The 21399-nt window shown below is 70.1% G+C and carries 18 protein-coding genes; 3 read left to right on the top strand and 15 right to left on the bottom strand.

Going from position 1 to position 21399, the window contains the following annotated elements:
- Window positions 1–8: 8 nt before the first annotated feature.
- Together ABZX10_RS17475 and ABZX10_RS17480 are read right to left on the bottom strand one after the other, a co-directional pair.
- Complete coding sequence (locus tag ABZX10_RS17475) at window positions 9–1385, bottom strand: hypothetical protein (RefSeq protein ID WP_355542512.1); 1377 nt, start codon at window positions 1383–1385, stop codon at window positions 9–11.
- A gap of 75 nt (window positions 1386–1460) precedes the next feature.
- Window positions 1461–5042 (bottom strand): indolepyruvate ferredoxin oxidoreductase family protein, encoded by a 3582-nt coding sequence (locus tag ABZX10_RS17480; RefSeq protein WP_355542515.1) that lies wholly within the window; start codon window positions 5040–5042, stop codon window positions 1461–1463.
- Between the two features lie 173 nt (window positions 5043–5215).
- On the opposite strand from ABZX10_RS17480, the gene ABZX10_RS17485 reads away from it, so the two are divergent.
- Complete coding sequence (locus ABZX10_RS17485) at window positions 5216–8392, top strand: arabinosyltransferase domain-containing protein (protein ID WP_355542518.1); 3177 nt, start codon at window positions 5216–5218, stop codon at window positions 8390–8392.
- On the opposite strand, the gene ABZX10_RS17490 is transcribed toward ABZX10_RS17485, so the two are convergent.
- From ABZX10_RS17490 to pgsA, 8 genes are all read right to left on the bottom strand, one after another.
- Window positions 8393–8584, bottom strand: a complete 192-nt coding sequence (locus ABZX10_RS17490; protein WP_355542520.1) for a DUF3046 domain-containing protein — start codon at window positions 8582–8584, stop codon at window positions 8393–8395. It abuts the gene before it with no gap.
- A 9-nt stretch (window positions 8585–8593) separates the two neighbouring features.
- Window positions 8594–9745 carry a nucleotide disphospho-sugar-binding domain-containing protein gene (locus ABZX10_RS17495; protein WP_355542523.1) on the bottom strand — a complete coding sequence of 384 codons (1152 nt, stop codon included), beginning with the start codon at window positions 9743–9745 and terminating at the stop codon, window positions 8594–8596.
- Window positions 9746–9788: 43 nt separating this feature from the next.
- On the bottom strand, window positions 9789–9959 hold the full coding sequence (locus tag ABZX10_RS17500) for a hypothetical protein (RefSeq protein WP_168545204.1): 171 nt from the start codon (window positions 9957–9959) through the stop codon (window positions 9789–9791).
- 89 nt (window positions 9960–10048) lie between these two features.
- A complete protein-coding gene (locus tag ABZX10_RS17505; protein WP_355542527.1) occupies window positions 10049–10927 on the bottom strand; it encodes a hypothetical protein in 879 nt (292 codons plus the stop codon).
- Between the two features lie 16 nt (window positions 10928–10943).
- Window positions 10944–11747, bottom strand: coding sequence for a phage shock protein PspA (pspA, locus tag ABZX10_RS17510; protein ID WP_355542530.1), 804 nt, complete (start codon window positions 11745–11747; stop codon window positions 10944–10946).
- A gap of 164 nt (window positions 11748–11911) precedes the next feature.
- A complete protein-coding gene (locus ABZX10_RS17515) occupies window positions 11912–12187 on the bottom strand; it encodes a helix-turn-helix transcriptional regulator (RefSeq protein WP_068570541.1) in 276 nt (91 codons plus the stop codon).
- Window positions 12188–12213: 26 nt separating this feature from the next.
- On the bottom strand, window positions 12214–12717 hold the full coding sequence (locus tag ABZX10_RS17520; protein WP_355542534.1) for a CinA family protein: 504 nt from the start codon (window positions 12715–12717) through the stop codon (window positions 12214–12216).
- Window positions 12704–13285: a CDP-diacylglycerol--glycerol-3-phosphate 3-phosphatidyltransferase gene (pgsA, locus tag ABZX10_RS17525; RefSeq protein WP_355542537.1), complete on the bottom strand. Its 582-nt coding sequence runs from the start codon at window positions 13283–13285 to the stop codon at window positions 12704–12706. Before pgsA ends, ABZX10_RS17520 begins: the two co-directional genes overlap by 14 nt.
- An 80-nt stretch (window positions 13286–13365) precedes the next feature.
- Here pgsA and ABZX10_RS17530 point away from each other — a divergent pair, with 80 nt between their 5' ends.
- On the top strand, window positions 13366–13848 hold the full coding sequence (locus tag ABZX10_RS17530) for an amino-acid N-acetyltransferase (RefSeq protein WP_355542597.1): 483 nt from the start codon (window positions 13366–13368) through the stop codon (window positions 13846–13848).
- Here ABZX10_RS17530 and ABZX10_RS17535 read toward each other — a convergent pair.
- Window positions 13845–14609 (bottom strand): hypothetical protein, encoded by a 765-nt coding sequence (locus tag ABZX10_RS17535; RefSeq protein WP_355542540.1) that lies wholly within the window; start codon window positions 14607–14609, stop codon window positions 13845–13847. The genes ABZX10_RS17530 and ABZX10_RS17535 overlap by 4 nt on opposite strands.
- A gap of 257 nt (window positions 14610–14866) precedes the next feature.
- Between ABZX10_RS17535 and ABZX10_RS17540 the strand changes: the two genes are divergently transcribed.
- On the top strand, window positions 14867–15592 hold the full coding sequence (locus ABZX10_RS17540; RefSeq protein ID WP_355542543.1) for a putative protein N(5)-glutamine methyltransferase: 726 nt from the start codon (window positions 14867–14869) through the stop codon (window positions 15590–15592).
- Window positions 15593–15602: 10 nt separating this feature from the next.
- On the opposite strand, the gene ABZX10_RS17545 is transcribed toward ABZX10_RS17540, so the two are convergent.
- The 4 genes from ABZX10_RS17545 to ABZX10_RS17560 all read right to left on the bottom strand — a co-directional run bounded on the left by ABZX10_RS17545 (window position 15603) and on the right by ABZX10_RS17560 (window position 21322).
- Window positions 15603–16496 carry a DUF559 domain-containing protein gene (locus ABZX10_RS17545; RefSeq protein ID WP_355542600.1) on the bottom strand — a complete coding sequence of 298 codons (894 nt, stop codon included), beginning with the start codon at window positions 16494–16496 and terminating at the stop codon, window positions 15603–15605.
- A 96-nt stretch (window positions 16497–16592) separates the two neighbouring features.
- Window positions 16593–17642 (bottom strand): TerC family protein, encoded by a 1050-nt coding sequence (locus tag ABZX10_RS17550; protein ID WP_355542546.1) that lies wholly within the window; start codon window positions 17640–17642, stop codon window positions 16593–16595.
- Window positions 17643–17948: 306 nt separating this feature from the next.
- On the bottom strand, window positions 17949–20630 hold the full coding sequence (locus tag ABZX10_RS17555; RefSeq protein ID WP_355542549.1) for a DNA translocase FtsK 4TM domain-containing protein: 2682 nt from the start codon (window positions 20628–20630) through the stop codon (window positions 17949–17951).
- A 74-nt stretch (window positions 20631–20704) separates the two neighbouring features.
- Window positions 20705–21322 (bottom strand): TIGR03085 family metal-binding protein, encoded by a 618-nt coding sequence (locus ABZX10_RS17560; protein WP_355542552.1) that lies wholly within the window; start codon window positions 21320–21322, stop codon window positions 20705–20707.
- Between the last annotated feature and the right edge of the window lie 77 nt (window positions 21323–21399).

The raw sequence follows: 21399 nt of genomic DNA on the forward strand, positions 1-21399 counted from the left end.
CGGGCCTCTCATCCACGGACACCGCGTGAGTTCACAACTGGCACCAGCTCATGAGGATTCTTTGATACACCGGCTCGGAGATGCTGCAGAGTCGCGCTCGCTTCCACATTGGCGAGGTCCAACGGATCGAACGACGCTCGATCGACCGCGAGTTCCACGAGCACCGGTGCGACGACATGCCCCGTCGCAGGATCGACCCCCTCCGTGTCGACCGTCAATGAGATCGTCTGCACCAATCGCTCCCGATCCGACTCGAAGACCTCATGCACGCTCCGGATCGCAACGTCCGCGACCGCCTTCGCGTACCGGTCCTTCCTCGCCTTCTGCGACAACGGGCTCGCGACGATCGAGTCGGTCGATTTGACGTACCTGAAGGTCTTCTCCGCCGGCAAATCCGACGGATGGGGAATCGTGACCCGCAATCTCAACTCGTGCGAGCCGCCGTCGAAGCCGAAATCGTGCGTCACCGGAAAACACTCCGGGTACACCGAATTCGACAGAACGATCCCCAGGAACTCCTCGACGGCCCAAGCCTCGCGGTCTTGAAGGGCCATCATCAACCTTTCGAGTTTCACATTGGTCTCCAACGCGGCGCGCCTCCTCTCGAGGAACATCGCCTCGTGCTCCTCCTGCGCCGCACGTAACGCGCGTTCTCTGTCAACCTCACGCTGTCGGTGCTCGTCCTGGGCCCGTCGTTCAGCCTCCTCGCGCGCCGCGAGCTGTTGACGCCATACGTGCTGCGCCTGTTCGAACGCGTGCCGAGCCGCGGTCACCTCCTGGGCATGTCTCTTCCTCCCACCGAACGAGGCCGCAAGACCGGTCGGCGCCTCAGGTGCGACGTACACGGGCTGCTGTGGGAACGGCAGCGCGGCGGGAGGCGGGACCGGAGTCGTGAGATCGGGGCGCTCGAACGGCACCGAGACCACCGACTGGCGCAGGCCGGCGAGGTCGATGAAGTCGTCAACCTCCAGGGTCGCCGCGAGTAGCGAGTCGATCTGATCGGCCTGCGAGCTCAGTTCAGCATTCATCAACTCGACTTCGGTGCGCCGAGCATCATCGTAGGCGCGCCGGCGGTTCTTTTCCTCGAGGGCTACAGCCGCCGCATCACGACGAGCCTGAGCGGCTCTGGCGCGTTCGTACTGTGCCTGGACCCTGAGGTACTCACGCTGCGCACGTTCATGTTCCCGAACTGCTCTGTTGTGTGCCTGTGCTGCGACCCGCTCGCGTTGACGCTGCCTCTGCTCAGCCAGTCGAGCCTGATGTTGCAACTCCGCGAAGAACCCCCGCCTCTTGCCCATCCACATCTCCCCGTTGATCACCCGGTCGCGGTTCCGCGCCGGGATATTCAGGCATACCGCAGCGCACCGGGCGGCGAAGCGGATCAACAGAAAACGTCCGGAAACAGACGGTGACCGCCCATCGGAAACGAGGGGCGGTCACCGTCGAACAGGGAACGGGCGTTACCAGCCCAGCTTCTCCAGCTGCGCCTGGACCGCGGCGCGGTACTTCTCGACGTTGCCGGTCTTGACCGACTCGTAGCCGCGGACCATGTCCGGCAGCTCGGCGAGGGCGACGACCTGTTGACGCTGATCCTCGGCGACCCGACCGCCCTCGGCGGCGGCGATCATCAGGCCCACCAGCGCGCGGTACTCGGCGACGAGCGTGCGCTCCATCTTCCGCATCTCGGTCATGCCGAAGAAGTCGAGCTTGGTGCCGCGCAGGCGCTTCATCTTCGCCAGCGTCTTCATGCCCGGGTTCACCCACTCGCCCAGCGCGAGCTTGTTCTTCAGGCCCATCTCGCGCAGCGTCGGCGGATGCAGGCGGATCGCCTTCTTCGCATCGGCACCGAACTCGTCGGCCACCGTCGCCGCGAAGCCGGCGTCCTGCGACAGGCGGGCCACCTCGTACTCGTCCTTGTAGGCCATCAGCTTGTGCAGGTTGTGCGCGACAGCGGCAGTGAGATCCTCCGAACCCCAGGACTTCTCGGCACGGAACACGCGAGCGACATCGTCCATGTAGCGCTCGGCGTAGGCCTTGTCCTGGTACGCGACCAGCTCGTCGACGCGCAGCGCCACCTGGCGGAGCACCTCGGGCGAGGCACCGTCGAGCTTGGCGGCCTGCGCCGACGCGTACGCGCTCGCCGCGACCGGAGCGGGCAGCGGATGCAGCGCATCGATCGCGGCCTGGACGCCGGCCGGGTCGGAGACCGACTGACGGCCGCGACGGAAGGCCTGCAGGTTCTTCTCCACGGCCACGCCGTTGAGCTCGATGGCGCGCTCCAGCGACGCCGAGCTGATCGGCAGTGCACCGGTCTGGAACGCGGCCCCCACCATGAACAGGTTGGCGTACTGCTCGTCGCCGAACAGCTGCAGCGTCAGGTCGCCCGGGTCGAGGTAGACGGTGCGCAGCGACGCCCGGTCGATCGCCTGGTGGATGCTCCGCGAGTCCGGGTACCCCACGGACGTGTCGATCACCATCTGGCCCGTGGGCACCTCGGTGGTCGAGACGATCGAGGTGGTGCGCTCGGGCGAGGCCACCTTGAGGTTCGCCGGGTCGACGCCGACCAGGCTGTCGCAGGACAGGTACACGTCGCAGTCACCGGAAGCGACCTTCGCCGCCTGATCGACGTACGTGGCGGAGACCTTGATGTCCGAGACCACGGCGCCGCCCTTCTGCGCCATGCCGGTCATGTCGACGGTGCGCGCCGAGTGGCCGTCGAGCACGGTGGCGGTGGCCATGATCTGCGAGACCGTGACCACGCCCGTGCCGCCGATGCCGGTGACGCGGATGGCCATGCCGTCCGCCTCCCGCCGGGCCTTCTTCGGCTGCGGGATCGACTCGGCCGAGATGTCGGGCACCGACTTGCGGACCTTGCCCTGCGAACCGGGCGTGACCGTCACGAAGGATGGGCAATCGCCCTTGAGGCACGAGAAGTCGAGGTTGCAGGAACTCTGGTCGATCCGCGTCTTGCGGCCGAACTCGGTCTCCACGGGGTGCACGGACAGGCAGTTGCTCTTCTGGCCGCAGTCGCCGCAACCCTCGCAGAGGCGCTCGTTGATCACGACGCGCTGGTTCGGCGTGGGGTACTTGTCGCGCTTGCGCTTGCGCCGCTTCTCGGCGGCGCAGTACTGGTCGTGCACGAGGACCGTGACGCCCGGCACCTCGGCCAGTTCGCGCTGCACGTCGAGCATGTCGGCGCGATCGCGCACCTCGATGCCCTTGGGCAGGCCCACCGCGGTCTGCTTCGGGTTGTCGGAGGTGACGATGATCTTGGCGACCCGCTCGGCCTGCAGCAGCGCGCAGATCTGCGGCAGCGACATCTGGCCCACCGGATCTTGGCCGCCGGTCATGGCGACGGTGCCGTTGAACAGCAGCTTGTAGGTGATCCGCTCCCCCGAGGCCACCGACTGGCGCAGCGCCAGCGAGCCCGAGTGCATGAAGGTGCCGTCGCCGATGTTCTGCACGAAGTGCTTCTCGTCGACGAAGGGCGCCATACCGACCCACTGCGCACCCTCGCCGCCCATCTGGCTGACGCCGGTCACCTCGCCCACCTGCTGCGGGTCCATGAGCAGCACCATCGCGTGGCAGCCGATGCCGGCGCCGACGAGCGTGTCGTCGGTGACCTTGGTGGAGGTGTTGTGCGGGCAGCCGGAGCAGAAGTACGGGCTGCGCGCGGCCAGCGGCAGCTCGATCCGGGTGCGCACCTGCGCCTTGCGATCGAGCCAGTCCTTCGCGGCGGCCACGCCGTGGACGCGCGCGAGCCGCGCGGCCAGACCGCGGGAGACCGAGTCCACGTCCAGCTCGCCGAAGCGGGAGAACAGGGTGGAGCCGTCCTCGTGGGTCTTGCCCACGATGTTCGGCGCGCCCGGGTGGCGGAAGAGGATGTCGCGCATCATCGTCTCGAGGAAGTCGCGCTTCTCCTCGACGACGATGACCTCGTCGAGCCCGTCGATGAACTCGTGCAGGATCTGCCGCTCGAACGGGTAGACCATGCCCATCTTGAGGATGCGGATGCCGAGCCGGTTGAGCTCGTCGTCCTCGATGCCGATGAGGCGCAGCGACTCCCGCACGTCAAGGTACGTCTTGCCGGCGCAGACGATGCCGATCCGGTCGTCGCTCGAACGCACCGTGATCCGGTTGAGCCGATTGATCCGGGCGTACTCCGTGGCCCGCGGCATGCGGACCGTGAGCTGGTTCTGCTCGAGCTCCATGAGCTTCGCGCCCAGCAGCTGGCCCGACGGGACGTGCGGGCTGGTGCCCAGATCCCCGTAGACGGGCAGGATGCGGTCGGGGTGCACGTCGGCGGTCGACGAGCCGTCCGCGACGTGCGCGGAGATCTTCAGCGAGGTCCACAGCCCGGAGACGCGGGACATGATCGCGGCGTGCACGCCCAGGTCGAGGATGTCCTGCGAGTCCGCCGGGTACAGGATCGGGATGTAGAGGTCGGCCAGTGCCATCTCGGAGGCGCAGGGCACCGTCGAGCTCTTGGCCCCCGGATCGTCGCCGACGAGGGCGACGGCGCCGCCCGTGGGGTGAGTGCCGATCATGTTGGCGTGCCGCAGCGCGTCGGTCGCGCGGTCGAGGCCCGGCGCCTTGCCGTACCAGTAGCCGGTGACGCCGTCGAGGCCGCGAGCGAGATGCCCCACCTGTGCGGCGATCTGGGAGCCCATGACGGAGGTGGCGGCGAGCTCCTCGTTGAGCCCGGGGCGGTGCACCGTGTCGAAGTCCTTCAGGTACTTGCCGCGCTTGGCGATCTCGAGGTCGTAACCGGCGAGCGGCGAGCCCTCGTAGCCCGAGATGAACGAACCCGTCTTCAGGTTCTGCCGGCGGTCCAGGCGAGCCCGGTCGCGCACCATGCGGACGAGGGCCTGAATGCCCGTGAGGTAGATCGTGCCCTCTTCGCGCGTGTACCGATCATCCAGCGAGAAGGACTGCACGGCGGCCGACTGCCCGCCCCGAGGGTCCGCGTCGTGCTGACCTTCGGCGGCCTCACCGGCTGTGCCGGGAAGCTTGTCGATCGGCGAATTGGCGTCAAGGGTCACTGAAACCACCGTGCTTTCTCTCAAGTGCGCCTGCTCCAGGGGTGTCGGAACGCAGCGCGGGCTGTGTCGGTGGTCACAGCCTAACGTCTGATGCGGCAGTTTTCACAGCCCTCTCCGCAGACTCGCCGTGGGCGCACCGGATCGCGGGGCACGGGCCGATACCCTCAGTGATCGTGAACCTCCGAACCGCCCGGATCGCCGCCGTCGTGACCGGCCTGCTCGGCCTCGTGCTGGCGATCGCCACGCCGCTGCTGCCGATCAAGCAGACCGCCGTGACGATCGACTGGCCGCAGTCCGGCTCGCTCGCACCGGTCACGGCACCGCTGACGATGTACAAGCCGCTCGAGGTCGACCTGACCGTGCCGTGCGCGGTCGCGGCGGCGGCACCGTCGGGCAAGGAGACCGTGCTCGCGGCCACGACGCCCCCTCCCGCCGGGGACCGCGCGCGCACCGTCGGCCTGTTCGTGACGGTCGACGGCGAGGGGCTGACGGTCCGCTCGCGGGGCGCGCTGGTGGGCACCGTCCCGCGGGCCGACCTGGCGCACTGCGAGAAGGCCTCGGTGTCGATCGACGCGGATCGCGCGGTCACCGTCGTCGATGCGAAGCGGACCGAGGTGCCCGGCGACCTGCGCCCGCAGGTGGTCGGCGTGTTCTCGGACCTCCCCGCGGACCTGCAGGGCGCCAAGCCCTCGATGCACATCGCGGTCGACTCGCGCTACACCTCCTCACCGTCGACGCTCAAGGGCGTCGCGATCCTGGTCGGCGTGCTGTGCGTACTGATCTCGCTGTTCGCGCTGGCGCTGCTGGATCGCGCGGACGGCCGCCGCAGCACGCACCTCATCCCCCGACGGTGGCTGCACGTGCGGCTCGCGGACGCGGCGGTGGTCGGCAGCCTGCTGGTCTGGCACATCATCGGGGCGCCCACCTCCGACGACGGCTACATCCTGGGGATGATCAAGGCCGCGCCGCACTCCGGCTACATGCCCGAGGTGTTCCGCTACTACGACGCCCCCTACGCACCGTTCGGCATGCCCTTCTACGTGGTCTCGTGGATGGCGGAGCTGAGCGTGTCCAGCCCGTGGCTGCGCCTACCCGCGCTGTTGTCCGGCATCCTGGCCTGGTTCCTGCTCTCGCGGGAGGTCCTGCCCCGACTCGGGCTCAGCAAGCGCCGCGCGCCGACGGACTACTCCCGCGCGCTGTGGGCGGCCGCCGCGGTGTTCACGCTGTTCTGGCTGACCTACAACCCGGGCCTGCGTCCGGAGCCGATCGTCGCGCTGGGCACCGTCGTCACCTGGTGCCTGGTGGAACGCACCGTCGCGACCCGCAGGCTCGCGCCCGCGGGCATCGGCCTGGTCGTCGCGGGGCTCACGTTGTCCGCGGCACCGACGGGCAGTTTCGCCTTCGTGGTCTTCCTCGTGGCGGCGGCGCCGCTGTGGCAGGCCGTCCGATCCCATGTCTCGGTCAACGGGTGGGCCGCGTCGCTGCTGCCACTGGCCGCGGCCGGGGCGTCCGTGCTGTACCTGATCTTCGCCGACCACGGCCTCGTGGAGATGCTGCAATCCACGACGTTGCTCGGCGATGTGGGCCCGAGTGAGCAGTGGCACCGCGAGATCATCCGGTACGAGGCCCTCTTCCAGCAGAACCCCAACGGTTCGGTGGCCCGACGGTTCGCCATGCTCGCGATGTTCCTGTCCGCCGCGCTCACGGCGACGATGCTGCTGTGGCGCCGCCGGATCCCCGGCATCGCGTCCGGTCCCGCGCGGCGGGTGGTCGCCGCGATCGGCGTCTCGCTGCTGGTGATGGCGTTCAACCCGACCAAGTGGACGCACCACTTCGGGGCGTTCGCGACGCTCGGTGCCATGGCCGCGGCGATCGCGGTGGTCGCGGTGCGGCCGCGCGCGATCCGGCGCCCGCAGCTGCGCCTGCTCGTCCTCGCGGCGACGGCCGGCTGCGCGACGCTGGCGTTCGAGTCGACCAACGGCTGGTTCTACCCCGGCAACTTCGGCATTCCATGGGGCGGCACCGAACCCGTGGTGGCCGGGATCAAGCTGGCGAACGTCTTCGGGGCGATCACGGTGGTCCTGCTGCTCGCCGCTCTCGTCGTGCACGTGACGGGATGGACGCCGCGCCTGCCCGACCTCGGCGGTCCGGCGGGCAGGAGGCCGCAGGCCGCCCGCGGGATGTCGCGACTACCCGGGTTCGCCACGCCGATCACGCTGGTCGCGGTCCTCATCCTGGCGATGATCGGTGCCACCAATGCCGCGTCGATCATGATCCAGCGGCCCGCGTACTCGTACGGGCAGCAGAACCTGCGCTCGCTCGCCGGGAACCCGTGCGGCATGGCCGACGAGGTGCTCGTGGAGCGCGACGCCACCGCCGGCGTCCTCACGCCGCTCGGGAACGCCCGCGATCCGCTGGTCGGCGAGCAGAACGCGAACTTCACGCCGAACGGCATCGCGGGAAGCTTCTCGTCGAGCTCGCGCGGCGCGGCCGACCTGGTGCGTACCGGCGATGCCGACAACACGCCGTCGAACACCGGCGGCACCGGCGGTGGCACACTCGACAAGCCCGGCGTCAACGGCTCGACAGCGGCCCTGCCCTTCGGACTGGACCCGGCGCGGGTCCCGATGGTCGGCAGCCGGCAGACCGGCGTCCAGCGTTCCGCGAACGCGACCTCGAGCTGGTACGCCCTGCCCGCGGGCGGGGTCGACCGACTGTTGACGATCAGCGTCGCCGGCCGGTTCGGCCCCGCGGACCTGCAGCTCGAATTCGGCACGGGCACCGGCACGATCACTCCCGCAGGAATGGTGATCCCGATCGACATCGGCCCCGCCCCCGCATGGCGCAACATGCGCGTACCGTCGGCGATGATCCCGCGGGACGCCACGGCGGTCCGGGTGGTCGCGAACATCAGCGCACCGTCGGAGAACACCTGGGTGGCCTACACGCCGCCGCGCGCACCGAAGCTCGAAACGCTGCAGCAGTTGCTCGGCGACGAACCGACCCTCGTCGACTGGGGCGCCGGCATCGGCTTCCCCTGCCAGCGCCAGTGGCGGGAGAACGGCGGCGTGGCGGAGCTACCGAAGTGGCGGATCCTGCCCGAGCGCGACCTCGCCGCCGCGGCGACCACGACGTGGGAGGGCGGCGATGCCGGCGGCCCGTTGGGCTGGGCGCTCCTGCTCGCCACCGCACAGACGGTGCCGACCTACCTGAACAACGATTGGGGCCGGGAGTGGGGCGCGCTGGAGCGGTACGTGCCGTACGTCGACGCTCCGGCCGCGCAGGTGGGCCGCACGGACGTCATCCGGTCCGGGCTGTGGTCGCCGGGGAAGACGCCGCAGCAGAAGTAGCTACCAGCGCGACTTCGGTACATCGAATTCGGAACAGAGAGCGCGCCACACGTCCTTCGGGTCGACCCCCGATTCGATGGCCTGGTCGCCGGTGACGCCGAATTCGTTCAGCCGGTGGTCGCTCATCAGGGTGTCGCCGCGGAGGGTGCCGAACTCGGCGTAGAGCAGTTCGCGGAAGTCGGTGAGGCGCACCGGACCAGGCTACCGATGCGCAACCGTCTCGCACACCACCACCGGGTCGGCCACCCGGTGCGCACTGCTCGCGGCCGCGCGGGCGGCACGCGCGAACGTCGGATCGTCCAGGACGCGACGCACGCCCTCGCGGATCGCCTCCGGCGTCGCGGGCCGGACCAGCACGCCGCTCCCCTGCCGCACGACGCGGTTCGCGAGCTCCCACTGGTCGCCGCCACCGGGGACCACCACGACAGGCCTCCCGGCGGTCAGCGCCTTGGTCAGCATGCCGTGCCCGCCGCCGCAGACCACGACGTCGGCCTGCGCGACGAGCCGGTCCTGCCGGCCGAATCCGCTGGCGACCCAGGGCTCACCGTCGAAGACGGGCGGGTGCAGGCCGCTGACCGCGACGCGCACGCCGGCCCCCCGGAGACCGTCGACGGCAACCTGCGCCAGGTTCTGCTCCCCCGTCGCCGCGGTCGACGGTGCCACCATCACGACGGGCCCGGAGCCCTCCGGGATGGGGCACAGCGCGTCGGTCGGCTCCAGGGTGAGCGGTCCGACGAGGTGCGCGTGCGCGGGCCAGTCGGGGCGCGGCAACTCGAGAGCGGGGATGGTGGCGACGAGCCGGCCGTCGGGGCCGGGATCAGGCGGGGGCAGGCCGATCCCGGCACGGGCGGTCTCCCGCTGGTGCCGGCCGTTGCGCAGGTCGCGGGCGGTGAACGCGCGAAGCACGGCGTCGCGCAGGTGGTCGCGGGCCGTCACCGCGGGGGCGAGGCCGGAGCCGATCGGGGGCAGGCCCTTCGAGGACAGGTACAGCGGGTGCGGGCTGAGTTCGAGCCAGGGCAGGCCCAGCAGCTCGGCGGCCATGCCGCCGCCCGGGGTGAGGATGTCGGCGACCACCAGGTCGGCACCGAAGTCCTGGATGCCCGGCAGCACGCGCGTCCCGATGTACGCGGCGCGGGCGTGGATCTTCGCGCCCGCGTCCGCGTCGTCGTCGCCGGGGCGCGCCGCCAGGCCCGGCAGCTCGCGGGTGTCGACGCCGTACCCGGCCCCCACCCCTGACCACTGCCGCCCGGTGAAGACGACCGGCACGTGTCCGGCGTCGATCAGGCGGAGAGCGAGGGCGAGGCCGGGCAGTGCATGCCCGGCCTCGGATCCCGCGACGATCGCTACCCGCACCCGTGCTCCTCCCGCGACGGCGGGGTGCCGGGTACGTCGCACGCTAGAACGTGCTGGTGGTCTTCTTCCCGGATCCCAGCCACTTGACCACAGTGACGATACCGATGACGACGAGCGCGATGATCGCCAGCGGGAACAGGGACTTGATGATCGCCGAGGCCACCATCAGGGCGAGCCAGATGACGACGATGGCGCCGAGGATCTTCCAGAACATTGCGAGCACCTTTCGAGGATTTCCGTGGAGGTCTTTCCTCTTCCACCATGCCCCCGACGGTGCCGGAAGTCACCCTCTGAACAGGGGTTTCAGGGAGATTTGGGGGAATACCCCGACGGCACGGGCGGCAGCGACGCGATGCCGTAGGCCCAGGCCCGCAGCCGCTCGGCGGTCTCCTGCAGGCGCGGGGTGGCCATGCTGAGCTCGTCGAACCGGGCGGGCGAGCCGAGCGACCGACGGGCGGCGGCCACCGTCGTCGCGGCGGACCGGACCATCTCGCGGTACGCGTCGACCCCCTCGTCCAGGCTGGCGCGCCCCTCGTCGAAGGTCTCGCGCAGGTAGGCGGCGGACCCACCGCCGCCGGCGACCACCCGCTCGAGATCGGCGAGTTGCTCCGCGTAGGACGCGATGGCGTCGGCCGAGGCCTCCGCGTCGTCGTCGAGCTCGCTGAGCGCATCGGGCGGCAGGGCGCCGGAGCGCGACAGCACTGCCATCAGCGCGAGGAACTCCTGCTCCGACTCGGCGAGCGCGCGCACCGGCTTGTACAGCGCCGACGACCCGGCCGGCAGGGTGCGCCGCGCGTAGGTGCGCGGCGGGGCGGGGGTGCGGCGCAGCCGCCGCAGCCTCCGGACCGCGTAGGCCGCGGGGACGGCGATGACCGCCGTGACCGCGGTCGCCGTGCCGCCGACGACGGGGGCCGCGGTCGCGAAGCCGCCCACGGCGACGACCGCCGATGTCGAGGTGGTGGCCGCCCATCCGTTCACAGTGTGCCGGGCCTTCGTGATCGACCGCTGGTGGGCGGCCTTCGGGTCCTTCCGGCGGGCGGCCCGGTCGCGGGCCTCATCGGCGGCGCGGGCGGCGGTCTCCATCGCCGCGGACGCGGCCGTCATCGCGGACACGGCCATCCGACCGGCAGAGGCCGCCACCGCCGAGAAGTCGGTGCGGTAGCGGCCTCGCTGGTCGGTCATGATTCCTCGTCGGTTCTCAGGGCTTCTGCAGGTTGGGGTTCGCCTGCTGCGGGGCCGGGGCGGCCTGCGGGGCCGCGGGGGCGCCGGCGATCTGACCGCTGGCCTGCATGGACGCGCGGATCTGCTCGAGGCGCGAGTGGCCGGCCATCTGGACCGTGGCCTGCTGGACCTCGGCCATGCGGCCCTGGACCGAGTTCTGCGCGAGTTCGGTGGAGCCGAGGGCGTTGGCGTAGCGCCGCTCGATCTTCTCCCGGACCTCGTCGAGGTTCGGCGTGTTGCCCGGCGCGGCCAACTGACCCATCTGGTTCAGCGACGCGGAGACCTGCTCCTGCATCTTGGCCTGCTCCAGCTGGCTGAGCAGCTTGGTGCGCTCGGCGAGCTTCTGCTGCAGCTGCATCGCGTTCTGCTCGACGGCGCGCTTCGCCTGGCCGGCGGCCTGGAGCGACTGGTCGTGCAGGCCCTTGAGGTCCTCGACGCTCTGCTCGGCGGTCACCAGCTGCGCGGCGAAGGCCTCGGCGGCGTTCGTGTACTCGGTGGCCTTGGCGACGTCACCCGCAGCGGTCGCCTGGTCCGCCAGCTGCACCGCCTGACGCGTGTTGGCGGACAGCTTCTCGACCTCCGCCAGCTGGCGGTTCAGCTTCATCTCCAGCTGGCGCTGGTTGCCGATGACCGCCGCGGCCTGCTGCGACAGTGCCTGGTGCTGCCGCTGCGCGTCCTCGATCGCCTGCTGGATCTGGACCTTGGGATCGGCGTTCTCGTCGATCTTCGCGTTGAACAGCGCCATTAGGTAGCGCCACCCCTTGACGAACGGGTTAGCCATCGTCAGTTCTCCTCCGCCTCGATGCGTTCATCGCCGAATCAGCGTCCGGCCGTCCGGCGACGCCGGACTCGTGCTTACCAATCTATCGGGTATTCGGCCCGGTGCGCCGCCCTGATCCGCGGGTCCGGGGAAATCCCCGAACCCGCGGTTCTCCCGTATCAGGGTCAGGCAGCGGCAAGGGCGGGCGCCGGGATCACCATCGTGGGGATCGGGCGCATCGACACACTCGCCTGAGCCACCACGTCGGCCACCTCGACGGCCAGCGCACCGCAGATGGCGGCCAGCAGTTCGCTGGACGCCTCCTTCTGGCCACGCTCGACCTCGGACAGGTACCCGAGACTGACCTGTGCCGACGACGACACATCGCGCAGCGTGCGACTCTGGCGGACCCGCGTCTTGCGCAGGTTCTCCCCGATCGCCTCGCGAAGCAGTAGGGCCATGCTCACCTCCGTTGGTTACTGTCCAGTCAACGCGGAAGGGGGCCGGATGGTTCCCGGTTCGCGCAAACCCGTTCCGTCAGCTCCCGCACGGCCGCGTCGACGGCGCCCCGCCGGACCGCGGCGCGGTCACCGTCGAGGGCGAGGGTGGTGACGGTCGTGCCGGACGGCCCGGAAAGCCCGAGGTGGACGGTGCCGACGGGCACCCCGTCCTGTTCGGCCGGGCCGGCCACGCCGGTCAGCCCGACGCCCCAGTCCGCGCCGCAGCGCGACCGCGCACCGTCGGCCAGGGCGCGTGCGGTCTCGGGATGCACGGGCCCGTTGCGCTCCAGATCGCCCGACGGTACGCCCGCGAGGCTCGCCTTGAGGTCGGTCGCGTAGACGATGAGTCCCCCGCGGAGCACCGCGCTGGCACCGGGGACGTCGGCGATCGTGGCGGCGAACAGTCCGGCCGTCAGCGACTCGGCGGACGCGACGGTCTCGCCCCGCTCGGCGAGCGCGGCGACCAGGCGGGCCGCTTCAGCGCCGGGCACGCCACCAGCCCACGAGGTAATCGACGCCCGTCCAGACCGTCACCAGCAGCGCCGCGCCCATCGCGACCTGGCTGGGCACGTCCATCCAGCCCGGCAGCGGCATGAGGTACAGGCCGATCGCGATGGTCTGCAGGAGCGTCTTGAGTTTGCCGCCGCGGCTCGCCGGGATCACCCCGTCGCGGATGACGGCGAACCGGAAGGCGGTGATGCCGAACTCCCGAGCCAGGATCACCAGCGTGACCCACCAGGGGAGCTCACCGAGGACGGACAGGCCGACGAAAGCAGCGCCGGTCAGCGCCTTATCGGCGATCGGATCCATGAGCTTGCCGAAGTCGGTGATCAGGCCGTAGCGGCGCGCGATCTGGCCGTCGATGCGGTCGGTGATCATCGCGACCGCGAACACGGCGAAGGCGATCCAGCGCCACAGCGTCGAATGGCCGCCGTCCACGAACAGGGCCGCGAGGAACACCGGCACGAGTACGATCCGGAGCACCGTCAACCCGTTCGCGACGTTGACGTTCGAGACAGGTGTGCTCGCGGGATGCTGCACGCCGTCCGTTGCACTCACGACGATCACCCTATCGGTACGCGGAATCCGCGGCCGTGCGCGCTACAGTTTCGTCCGTGACCACCGACCACGCCGACGTGCTGCGCCGCGCCCGGACCTCCGACGTCCCCGGGATCAAGAGCCTCATCGACGTGTACGCGGGCAAGATCCTGCTCGAGAAGAACCTGGTGACCCTGTACGAGTCCGTGCAGGAGTTCTGGGTGTACGAGGTGAACGGCGAGATCGTCGGCTGCGGCGCGCTGCACGTGCTGTGGTCGGACCTGGGTGAGATCCGCACCCTCGCGGTGAACCCCGCCGTGAAGGGGCACGGGATCGGCCACAAGATGGTCGCGCGGCTGCTCGACGAGGCCCGGTCGCTGGAACTGCGTCGAGTGTTCGTGCTGACCTTCGAGACCGAGTTCTTCGGCCGGCACGGTTTCCAGGAGATCGACGGGACGCCCGTGAGCGCCGAGGTCTACAACGAGCTGTGCCGCAGCTACGACGAGGGCGTCGCCGAGTTCCTGGACCTGTCGTACGTCAAGCCCAACACCCTCGGCAACACCCGCATGCTCGTGACGCTCTAGTCCCGCCGGGGCGGATGGCTCGGCGGTTGCTGGGGCGCCTGCGGTGGTCCCGGGTGCCACTGCCAGTGGCCCTGGTGGGACTGCGGAGGGATCTGTGCGACGGGGCGGGGTGTCTGGGGCGCCCCGGGTCCGGGCGAGGTGTTCGACGATGCCGCCCGTCCGAGCAGCTCCAGCCCCCACCCGACCGCGATCGGGAGAGCCGTCGTGAACAGGACCCAGCTGACGACGTGCAGCCAGAACCGGATCACGCCCTCCGACCCGTCGAGTGGGTCGAACAGCACGTCGCGGATCAGGAAGGTGTACAGCGCCCAGATTCCGAGGCCGATGGGTATCGACAGCGCCCAGAGCCACCCACTCCGCCGCGCCACTCCCCACGCAGTGATCGCGATGACCACTGCGACGGCGTCGAGGAAGTCGTAGACGCCTCCGGGGAGGGCACCTGTCGTCAGTGACAACACGATCGTCCCCACCACGACGAGGAACGACAGGGCCTGCAATCCACCGCCCACGATCTTTCCGGTCGTGCCCCGCCCGACGACGAGTAGATACGCCACGAAGACGAGGTCGACCGCCGTCAGACTGAGCGGGTACGCCCAGGCGTTGAACGCACCCACCTCACGCCAGACGATGCGCACCAGAAGGTTGGCGACGAGCACGGCACAGAACACCGCGGCCGACGCGATGGCGACTCCGGTCCCCGTCGGACCGGGCTTAGGAGGTTTCGGCCCGACCGGGGAGCCCACGGGAACGTAGGGCGGCACACTCGGCCCCTGCGGCTGTCCGTACATCGGCGACTCCCCTGTCTCCGCCGGTCAGCACCGGCGCCGAGGGCAGCATAGAGCCCGACCCACCCCGCATGCAGAGGCACGGGCGCCGATGTCATCCGTTCGAACGACGCCGCCGGCCCGGTCATCGTCTGAATTCAGGTATCGGACCAGTCACTACGCCGCGGTGAACCAACCCGTACCCGGGTCCCGGGAGTGTGGTGAATCACGCATAACCGTGATTGACTTCCCCGGTGGATGTCATCGGCGAACTGCGAGCTGCGGGGTGCGTGTTCGCCGAGCGGGAGGCGGCGCTGCTCACCGACGCCGCCTCGGGCGACGACCTGGAGGCCCTCGTCCGCCGACGGTGCGCCGGCGAGCCGCTCGAGCACCTCCTCGGCTGGGTGGAGTTCCGCGGGCGGCGGCTCCGGATCGGCCCCGGAGTGTTCGTCCCCCGGCGGCGCACGGAACTGCTCTCGGAACTGGCCGACGGGACCGGGATGCTCGTGGACCTGTGCTGCGGCGTGGGACCCGTCGTCTCGACCGCCGCATCGGCCAAGGCGTACGGCGTGGAGATCGACCGCACCGCCGCCGAGTACGCGGCGTCCAACGCACCGCAGGCGACGATCCTCGTCGGCGACCTGTACGCACCCCTGCCGGGTGCGCTGCGCGGCACCGTCGACGTGATCGCGGCGAACGCACCGTACGTGCCGACCGCCGCGATCGCGACCATGCCGGCGGAGGCCAGAGACCGAGAACCCCATCGCGCATTGGACGGCGGCCCGGACGGTCTCGCGCTGCACCGTCGGATCGTGCGGGACGCGCCGCGCTGGCTGCGGCCGGGCGGGCGGGTCGTCATCGAGACCGGTCGCCAGCAGGCCACCTACACCGTCGCCGCGATGCGGGCCGTCGGCCTGCAGACGCACATCGAGATCGACGACGACCGGCAGGCGACGGTGGCCGTCGGCGTCCTGCCCTGATCAGCGACCGTCACGACGCCGCGCCCCGGCGTTCGCGGAGCACGGCGACCACGGCTTCGACCGTCGAGACCGGGTCGTACACGACGTCGTGCCAGGTGAACGCGAGGACGGTGAGGCCGCGACGGGCGAAGTCGTTGCGCTTGTCGTGGTCGCGCTGGAACCGGACCGCGTCCTTGTGGAACGCCCACCCGTCCACCTCCACCACCAGTTGCTCCTCCGGCCAGGTGAAATCGGCGCGGTACCTGCCGATGGGCAGCTGGGTCTCCCAGCCGCTGATCCCCTCGGCGAGCATGAGGGCGGCGAACTCGCGTTCCGCCTCCGACTCGGTGTCGGACTCGACGATCTCGACGACCCGCCGCGCCTCCGCCATGCCGTGTCGGCCGGCGTTCCGGTCCACAGCACCGGACAGACTCGAGACGGTGACCTCGGCGGTCTGCAGCGAGCGATCCATGAGCGTCGTGGCGTCCGCGCGCACCCCGACACAGTCGAGCAGGGTGAGAGGTCTGCGCGTCACCGGCAGCCCGCGAACCACCTCGATGTCGTCCGCGAGCAGGTCGCGCCGGTGGATCTCGAGTGGCGCGAGGTATCGCGGTGACCGATGTCGTTTCGTAGGCGCGGAAACGGTCGTGGGCAGAGGCGGATCCTCGACCATGCCATGCCACCAGAGCGCGGTCTGGGCGTCGGCGACGCCACCAGTCAGCGCCACCGCCCCGCGAATCCGGGCCGCGTCGGTGAAATGGTGATCCGCGACCAGGTACACCCCTCGCCCGAGGGCGATCCACTCGCCTCGCGCGAGCCTGCTTCCGATCGCACGGGGCGTCAGTCCGCATTTCCTGGCCTGGGTGGCGGTGATCACGCCATCGTTGTCAGCCAGAATCGTCCAGAGTCGAGTCGAGTTCCCCATGTCAGTTGGACGCACCGGAGACGAGTACGGTTCCGCGACCGGCGCTGTGCTCCGAACATCACCTGCCAGGTGGTGTTCGGAGCACAGCGATCTCGGTTAGTTCTCCCGGGTGCTGGTGCCGCTGCCGGTTTCCGAACCGGAGCCGCCGTCCGACAGCGCCTGCCGGCTGTCCCGCGTGGACTTGATCAGCGACGCGACGGTGGTGATCACCAGGACGCCGAGGATCACGGACAGCGACAGCCCGGTGGAGATCTCCGGCACCGCGACGTGCCGGCCACCGTTGAGGAAGGGCAGCGTGTTCTCGTGCAGGGCGTGCAGCACCAGCTTGACGCCGATGAACCCGAGGACGATCGACAGGCCGTACGAGAGGTACACCAGGCGGTCGAGCAGGCCGCCGATGAGGAAGTACAGCTGGCGCAGCCCCATCAGCGCGAAGGCGTTCGCCATGAACACCAGGTAGGGCTCCTGGGTCAGGCCGTAGATCGCGGGGATCGAGTCGAGGGCGAAGAGGACGTCGGTGAAGCCGATCACGACCAGTGCCAGGAGCAGCGGCGTTGCGATCCTCTTGCCGTCGATGCGGGTGACGAGGCGGTCGCCGTCGTATTGCTCGGTGGTGGGGACGATCTTCTTGAACAGCGCGGCGACGCGGCCCTCGCGCTCCTTCTCATCCTCGACCGGGCCCTCTTCGGACGAGGCCTCGCGAACCAGTTTGATCGCCGTGTACAGCAGGAACGCGCCGAAGATGTAGAACACCCAGGAGTACGCGGAGATCGCGGCGGCGCCGACGGCGATGAACCCGGCGCGCATGACCAGCGCCATCACGATGCCGATCAGCAGGACCTTCTGCTGGTAGATCCGGGGCACCGCGAACTTCGCCATGATGATGACGAAGACGAACAGGTTGTCCACCGACAATGCCTTCTCGGTGACGAACCCCGCGAAGAACTCGCCGCCGTACGTCGACCCGGACACGGCCCACACCCCGAGGCCGAACAGCGCGGCCAGCCCGATGTACACCGCCGACCAGAAGCCGGATTCCTTGAGCGAGGGCTCGTGCGGCGTTCGGACGTGACTGTAGAAGTCGAAGACGAACAACCCGAGAACGACCAGGATCGAGACGATCCAGACGAGCGCAGAAACGTGCATTGCATACACCTCCGGCAGTAGATCCGGAGGTCTCTCCCGACCCGAACAGCGGGTCCGGCGCGCCCGGGTGGATGTTGATCCACCGTGTTGACGTTCACGCCGCGAGCGGGATACTCCCCTCACATATGCACCTACCAGGGTACCAGGTCCGCCGGCTCGCCGCCGCGCGCAGACCCCACGCCCGTCACCCCGACCCGGCAGCGCGACGCCGGCCAGTACGGTGGCGGCCAGACCTCACGGGGCGGCGACACCGGCCGCGGGCAGGACGGACCGGGTCAGGGGCAGAGCGGCGGCCGGCACTGACCGTCAGAAGTCCAGCTCGTCCTCGATCGGCTCGGCGGTGTCGCCGCCGCCCCGCAGGACGAGCAGCAGGCCGGGGAGCTCATCGGGCGTGACCAGCACGTCGCGCGCCTTCGAACCCTCGGACGGCCCGACGATGTCGCGGGTCTCCATGAGGTCCATGAGCCGTCCGGCCTTCGCGAAGCCCACACGCAGCTTGCGCTGCAGCATCGACGTCGAGCCGAACTGCGAGGACACGACCAACTCGACGGCCTGCAGGAACACGTCCAGATCGTCGCCGATATCGGGGTCGACGTCCTTCTTCTCGACCTTGGTCTCGGTGACGCCGTTCGCGTAGTCGGGCTCCGCCTGCGTGCGCACGAAGTCGACGATCGACGCGATCTCCTCGTCGGTGATGAACGCGCCCTGCATACGGGTGGTCTTGCCGCCCATCGGCAGGAACAGCGCGTCGCCCATACCGATCAGCTTCTCGGCGCCGGGCTGATCGAGGATGACCCGCGAGTCCGTCAGCGAGCTGGTCGCGAACGCCAGGCGCGAGGGCACGTTGGTCTTGATCAGGCCGGTCACGACGTCGACCGACGGTCGCTGCGTGGCGAGCACCAGGTGGATGCCGGCGGCGCGGGCCTTCTGCGTGATCCGGACGATCGCCTCCTCGACATCACGCGGGGCGGTCATCATGAGGTCGGCGAGCTCGTCGACGATGGCGACGATGTACGGGTACGGCCGGTAGACCCGCTCCGACCCCAGCGGCGTGGTGATCTCGCCCGACTTCACCTTCCGGTTGAAGTCGTCGATGTGCCGCACGCGCGAGGCCTGCATGTCCTTGTACCGCTGCTCCATCTCCTCGACCAGCCAGGACAGCGCCGCGGCGGCCTTCTTGGGGTCGGTGATGATGGGCGTGATCAGGTGTGGGATGCCCTCGTAGGGCGTCAGCTCGACCATCTTGGGGTCGATGAGGATCATCCGCACCTCGTCGGGGGTGGCGCGGGCGAGCAGCGAGACCAGCATCGAGTTGACGAAGCTGGACTTACCCGAGCCCGTCGAACCGGCCACCAGCAGGTGCGGCATCTTGGCGAGGTTGGCGTTGACCATCTCGCCCTCGATGTCCTTGCCGAGGCCGATGACCAGCGGGTGGGTGTCCTTGCGCGTGTTGTCCGCGGCGAGCACGTCCGCCAGCCGGACCATCTCGCGGTCGGTGTTCGGCACCTCGATGCCCACGGCGGACTTGCCGGGGATCGGCGCGAGCAGCCGCACGTTGTCGGTCGCGACGGCGTACGAGATGTTGCGGTGCAGCTGGGTGACCTTCTCCACCTTGACGCCGGGGCCGAGCTCGAGCTCGTACCGGGTCACCGTCGGGCCGCGGGTGTAGCCCGTGACGGCCGCGTCGATCTTGAACTGCTCCATGACGCCGGTGATCGCGTCGATCATCGCGTCGTTGGCGCTGGTCCCGGCCTTGGCGGGCTCGCCCTCGATGAGCAGGTCCGCCGGGGGCAGGACGTAGTCCTCGCTGTCGATCGTCCGCGCGACGGTGAACTCGCTCGCCTTCGGCGCGGGCGGGGGCGTGTGGTCCTTGACCACGGGCGCGGCGCGGCGCGCGCGCACAGGCGGGGCCGCGGGTTCCACCTCGACCGTCGGCTCCTCCGACGGTGCGGGCTCCGGCGTGATCGGCTCCGTCACCTGGTCCGACGGTGCCTCCTCGACCGGTTCCGCAGCCTTCCGGCGACGCGCGGGACGCTTGGGCGGCTCGGGGTCGGCCGGGTAGTTGTCGTACGGATCGCCGTAGGGCGACAGCGCACGGGTGGCGTTGTCGCCCGCCACGTCGAAGTCGAAGGGCACGTCGAGGTCGTCGTCGAGCGGCTCCTCGTCGCCGTACTGCTCGCGCATGTCGACGCCGAAGTAGAACTTGAGCCGGTCGATGATCTCGCGCACCGTCATCCCGCTGACCAGCAGCAGACCGAACGCGGCGACCAGCACCAGGAGCGGCACCGAGATCCACGCCGTGAAGCCGTCGGTGAGCGGGCCGCCCACGACGTAGCCGAGGTAGCCGCCCGCGGCGCACCGGCCGTCGAAGGTCGACGGTCCGCCCGAGCCGATGTGCAGCAGGCCGAGGAAGGGCAGCACGATGAGTGCGCCGCCGACCCGGTGCCGGACGTGCGCGGACGGATTGTCGGGGCGCCGCATCATGATCACGCCGAGTGCGATCGCGAGCGGCGGCACGAGCACCGCGAACCAGCCGACGACGGCGCGCACGCCGGTGGAGAAGAAGGAGCCCACGGGCCCGCCGGCGTCGAAGTACACCGCCGCGCCGAGGATGATCGCGACGGCGAACAGCGCCAGCGCCAATCCGTCGCGCGAATGGGTCGGGCGGGGAGTCTCCCCGGTCACGGCGGGACCTGCGGTCCGATCGACGGCGGCACCGTCGGGCGCGCTTCCGGTGCGGACGGCCCCACCGACGCCCTTGGCCAGCAATTTCCAGCCGGCGCCGAGCCCGCGCCCCACTCCCCTACCGGCCGCCGACACGGCCCCCGAGCTCTTCGCCGCCCCGGTGCCGCCCTGCTTGGCACGGGTCCGCGGTGCCGCCTGCCGGCTGCGCGTCGGGCTCGCCGCGCGGCTGCCGCCGCGGGCGGAACCGCGGGAGGTGGCGGCGCGTTTGCCCGACTGCGCGCGACTGGTGGTCTTCGATGCCATGGGGGCAGTCTATCGACAGTAACCCCACCCGTATCAAGTGCCACACATGTAACAGCAGCGAGGACGGCGGGTCGCTACATCGACCGGACGACGGAACCGAGCAGATCAATGTCCGCATCGGCGCCCTCGAAAGTGACGAGCGCCTCGTCGCGCCCGAACGCCCACATGGCGACCTCGCCGATAGCGCCGATCACGGCCACCTCGGGTCCGCGCCCGACGGTCGCGACCGTGCCGGTCTCCGTCGTGAGGCTGATCCGCAGCGGCGCGCCACGCAGCGTCATCCGCGCGATCCGCGCGACGACCGAGGTCAGACCGCGTTGGACGCTTTCATCGAGAGCACGCGGCGTCCAGCCGGGCGTCGCGCGGCGGATGTCCTCGGCGTGCACGAAGTACTCGCCGAGGTTCGCCTGCTCGTCGACGAACCGGAACGGCGAGAACCGCGGCGGTCCGCCGGCGACCGAGGCGAGGAGCTCGTCGAACGGGCGGGCGGCGATCCCCGCCTGGACCCGCTCCGTGTAGCGCGCCAGCGGCGGGACCATGATGCCAGCGACGGCGTCGAGCCGCCCCTCACGCAGGACGAGGTGGGCGAGCAGCTCGCGCACCGTCCAGTCCCCGCAGAGCGTGGGGGCGTCGGGGCCGGCGGCGCGGGCCGCATCGACCAGTGCAGCGCGCTGCATGCGAGCAGGTTTCACGTCGCCACCCTATCGCCCCGCGACGGAGCCCGACCGCGTCCGAAGACACATGGTTCTGTAATGAAATTCTGATGCAC

It is taken from the genome of Tsukamurella sp. NPDC003166 (assembly GCF_040611135.1).
GTDB lineage: Bacteria > Actinomycetota > Actinomycetes > Mycobacteriales > Mycobacteriaceae > Tsukamurella.

Excerpts from the sequence above, each read along its gene's own strand:
- ABZX10_RS17505 (WP_355542527.1), bottom strand. The coding sequence starts at position 10,927 with ATGACCGACCAGCGAGGCCGCTACCGCACCGACTTCTCGGCGGTGGCG.
- ABZX10_RS17555 (WP_355542549.1), bottom strand. The coding sequence starts at position 20,630 with ATGGCATCGAAGACCACCAGTCGCGCGCAGTCGGGCAAACGCGCCGCC.
- ABZX10_RS17515 (WP_068570541.1), bottom strand. The coding sequence starts at position 12,187 with ATGGCCCTACTGCTTCGCGAGGCGATCGGGGAGAACCTGCGCAAGACG.
- pspA (WP_355542530.1), bottom strand. The coding sequence starts at position 11,747 with ATGGCTAACCCGTTCGTCAAGGGGTGGCGCTACCTAATGGCGCTGTTC.
- ABZX10_RS17545 (WP_355542600.1), bottom strand. The coding sequence starts at position 16,496 with ATGGGGAACTCGACTCGACTCTGGACGATTCTGGCTGACAACGATGGC.
- ABZX10_RS17500 (WP_168545204.1), bottom strand. The coding sequence starts at position 9,959 with ATGTTCTGGAAGATCCTCGGCGCCATCGTCGTCATCTGGCTCGCCCTG.
- ABZX10_RS17550 (WP_355542546.1), bottom strand. The coding sequence starts at position 17,642 with ATGCACGTTTCTGCGCTCGTCTGGATCGTCTCGATCCTGGTCGTTCTC.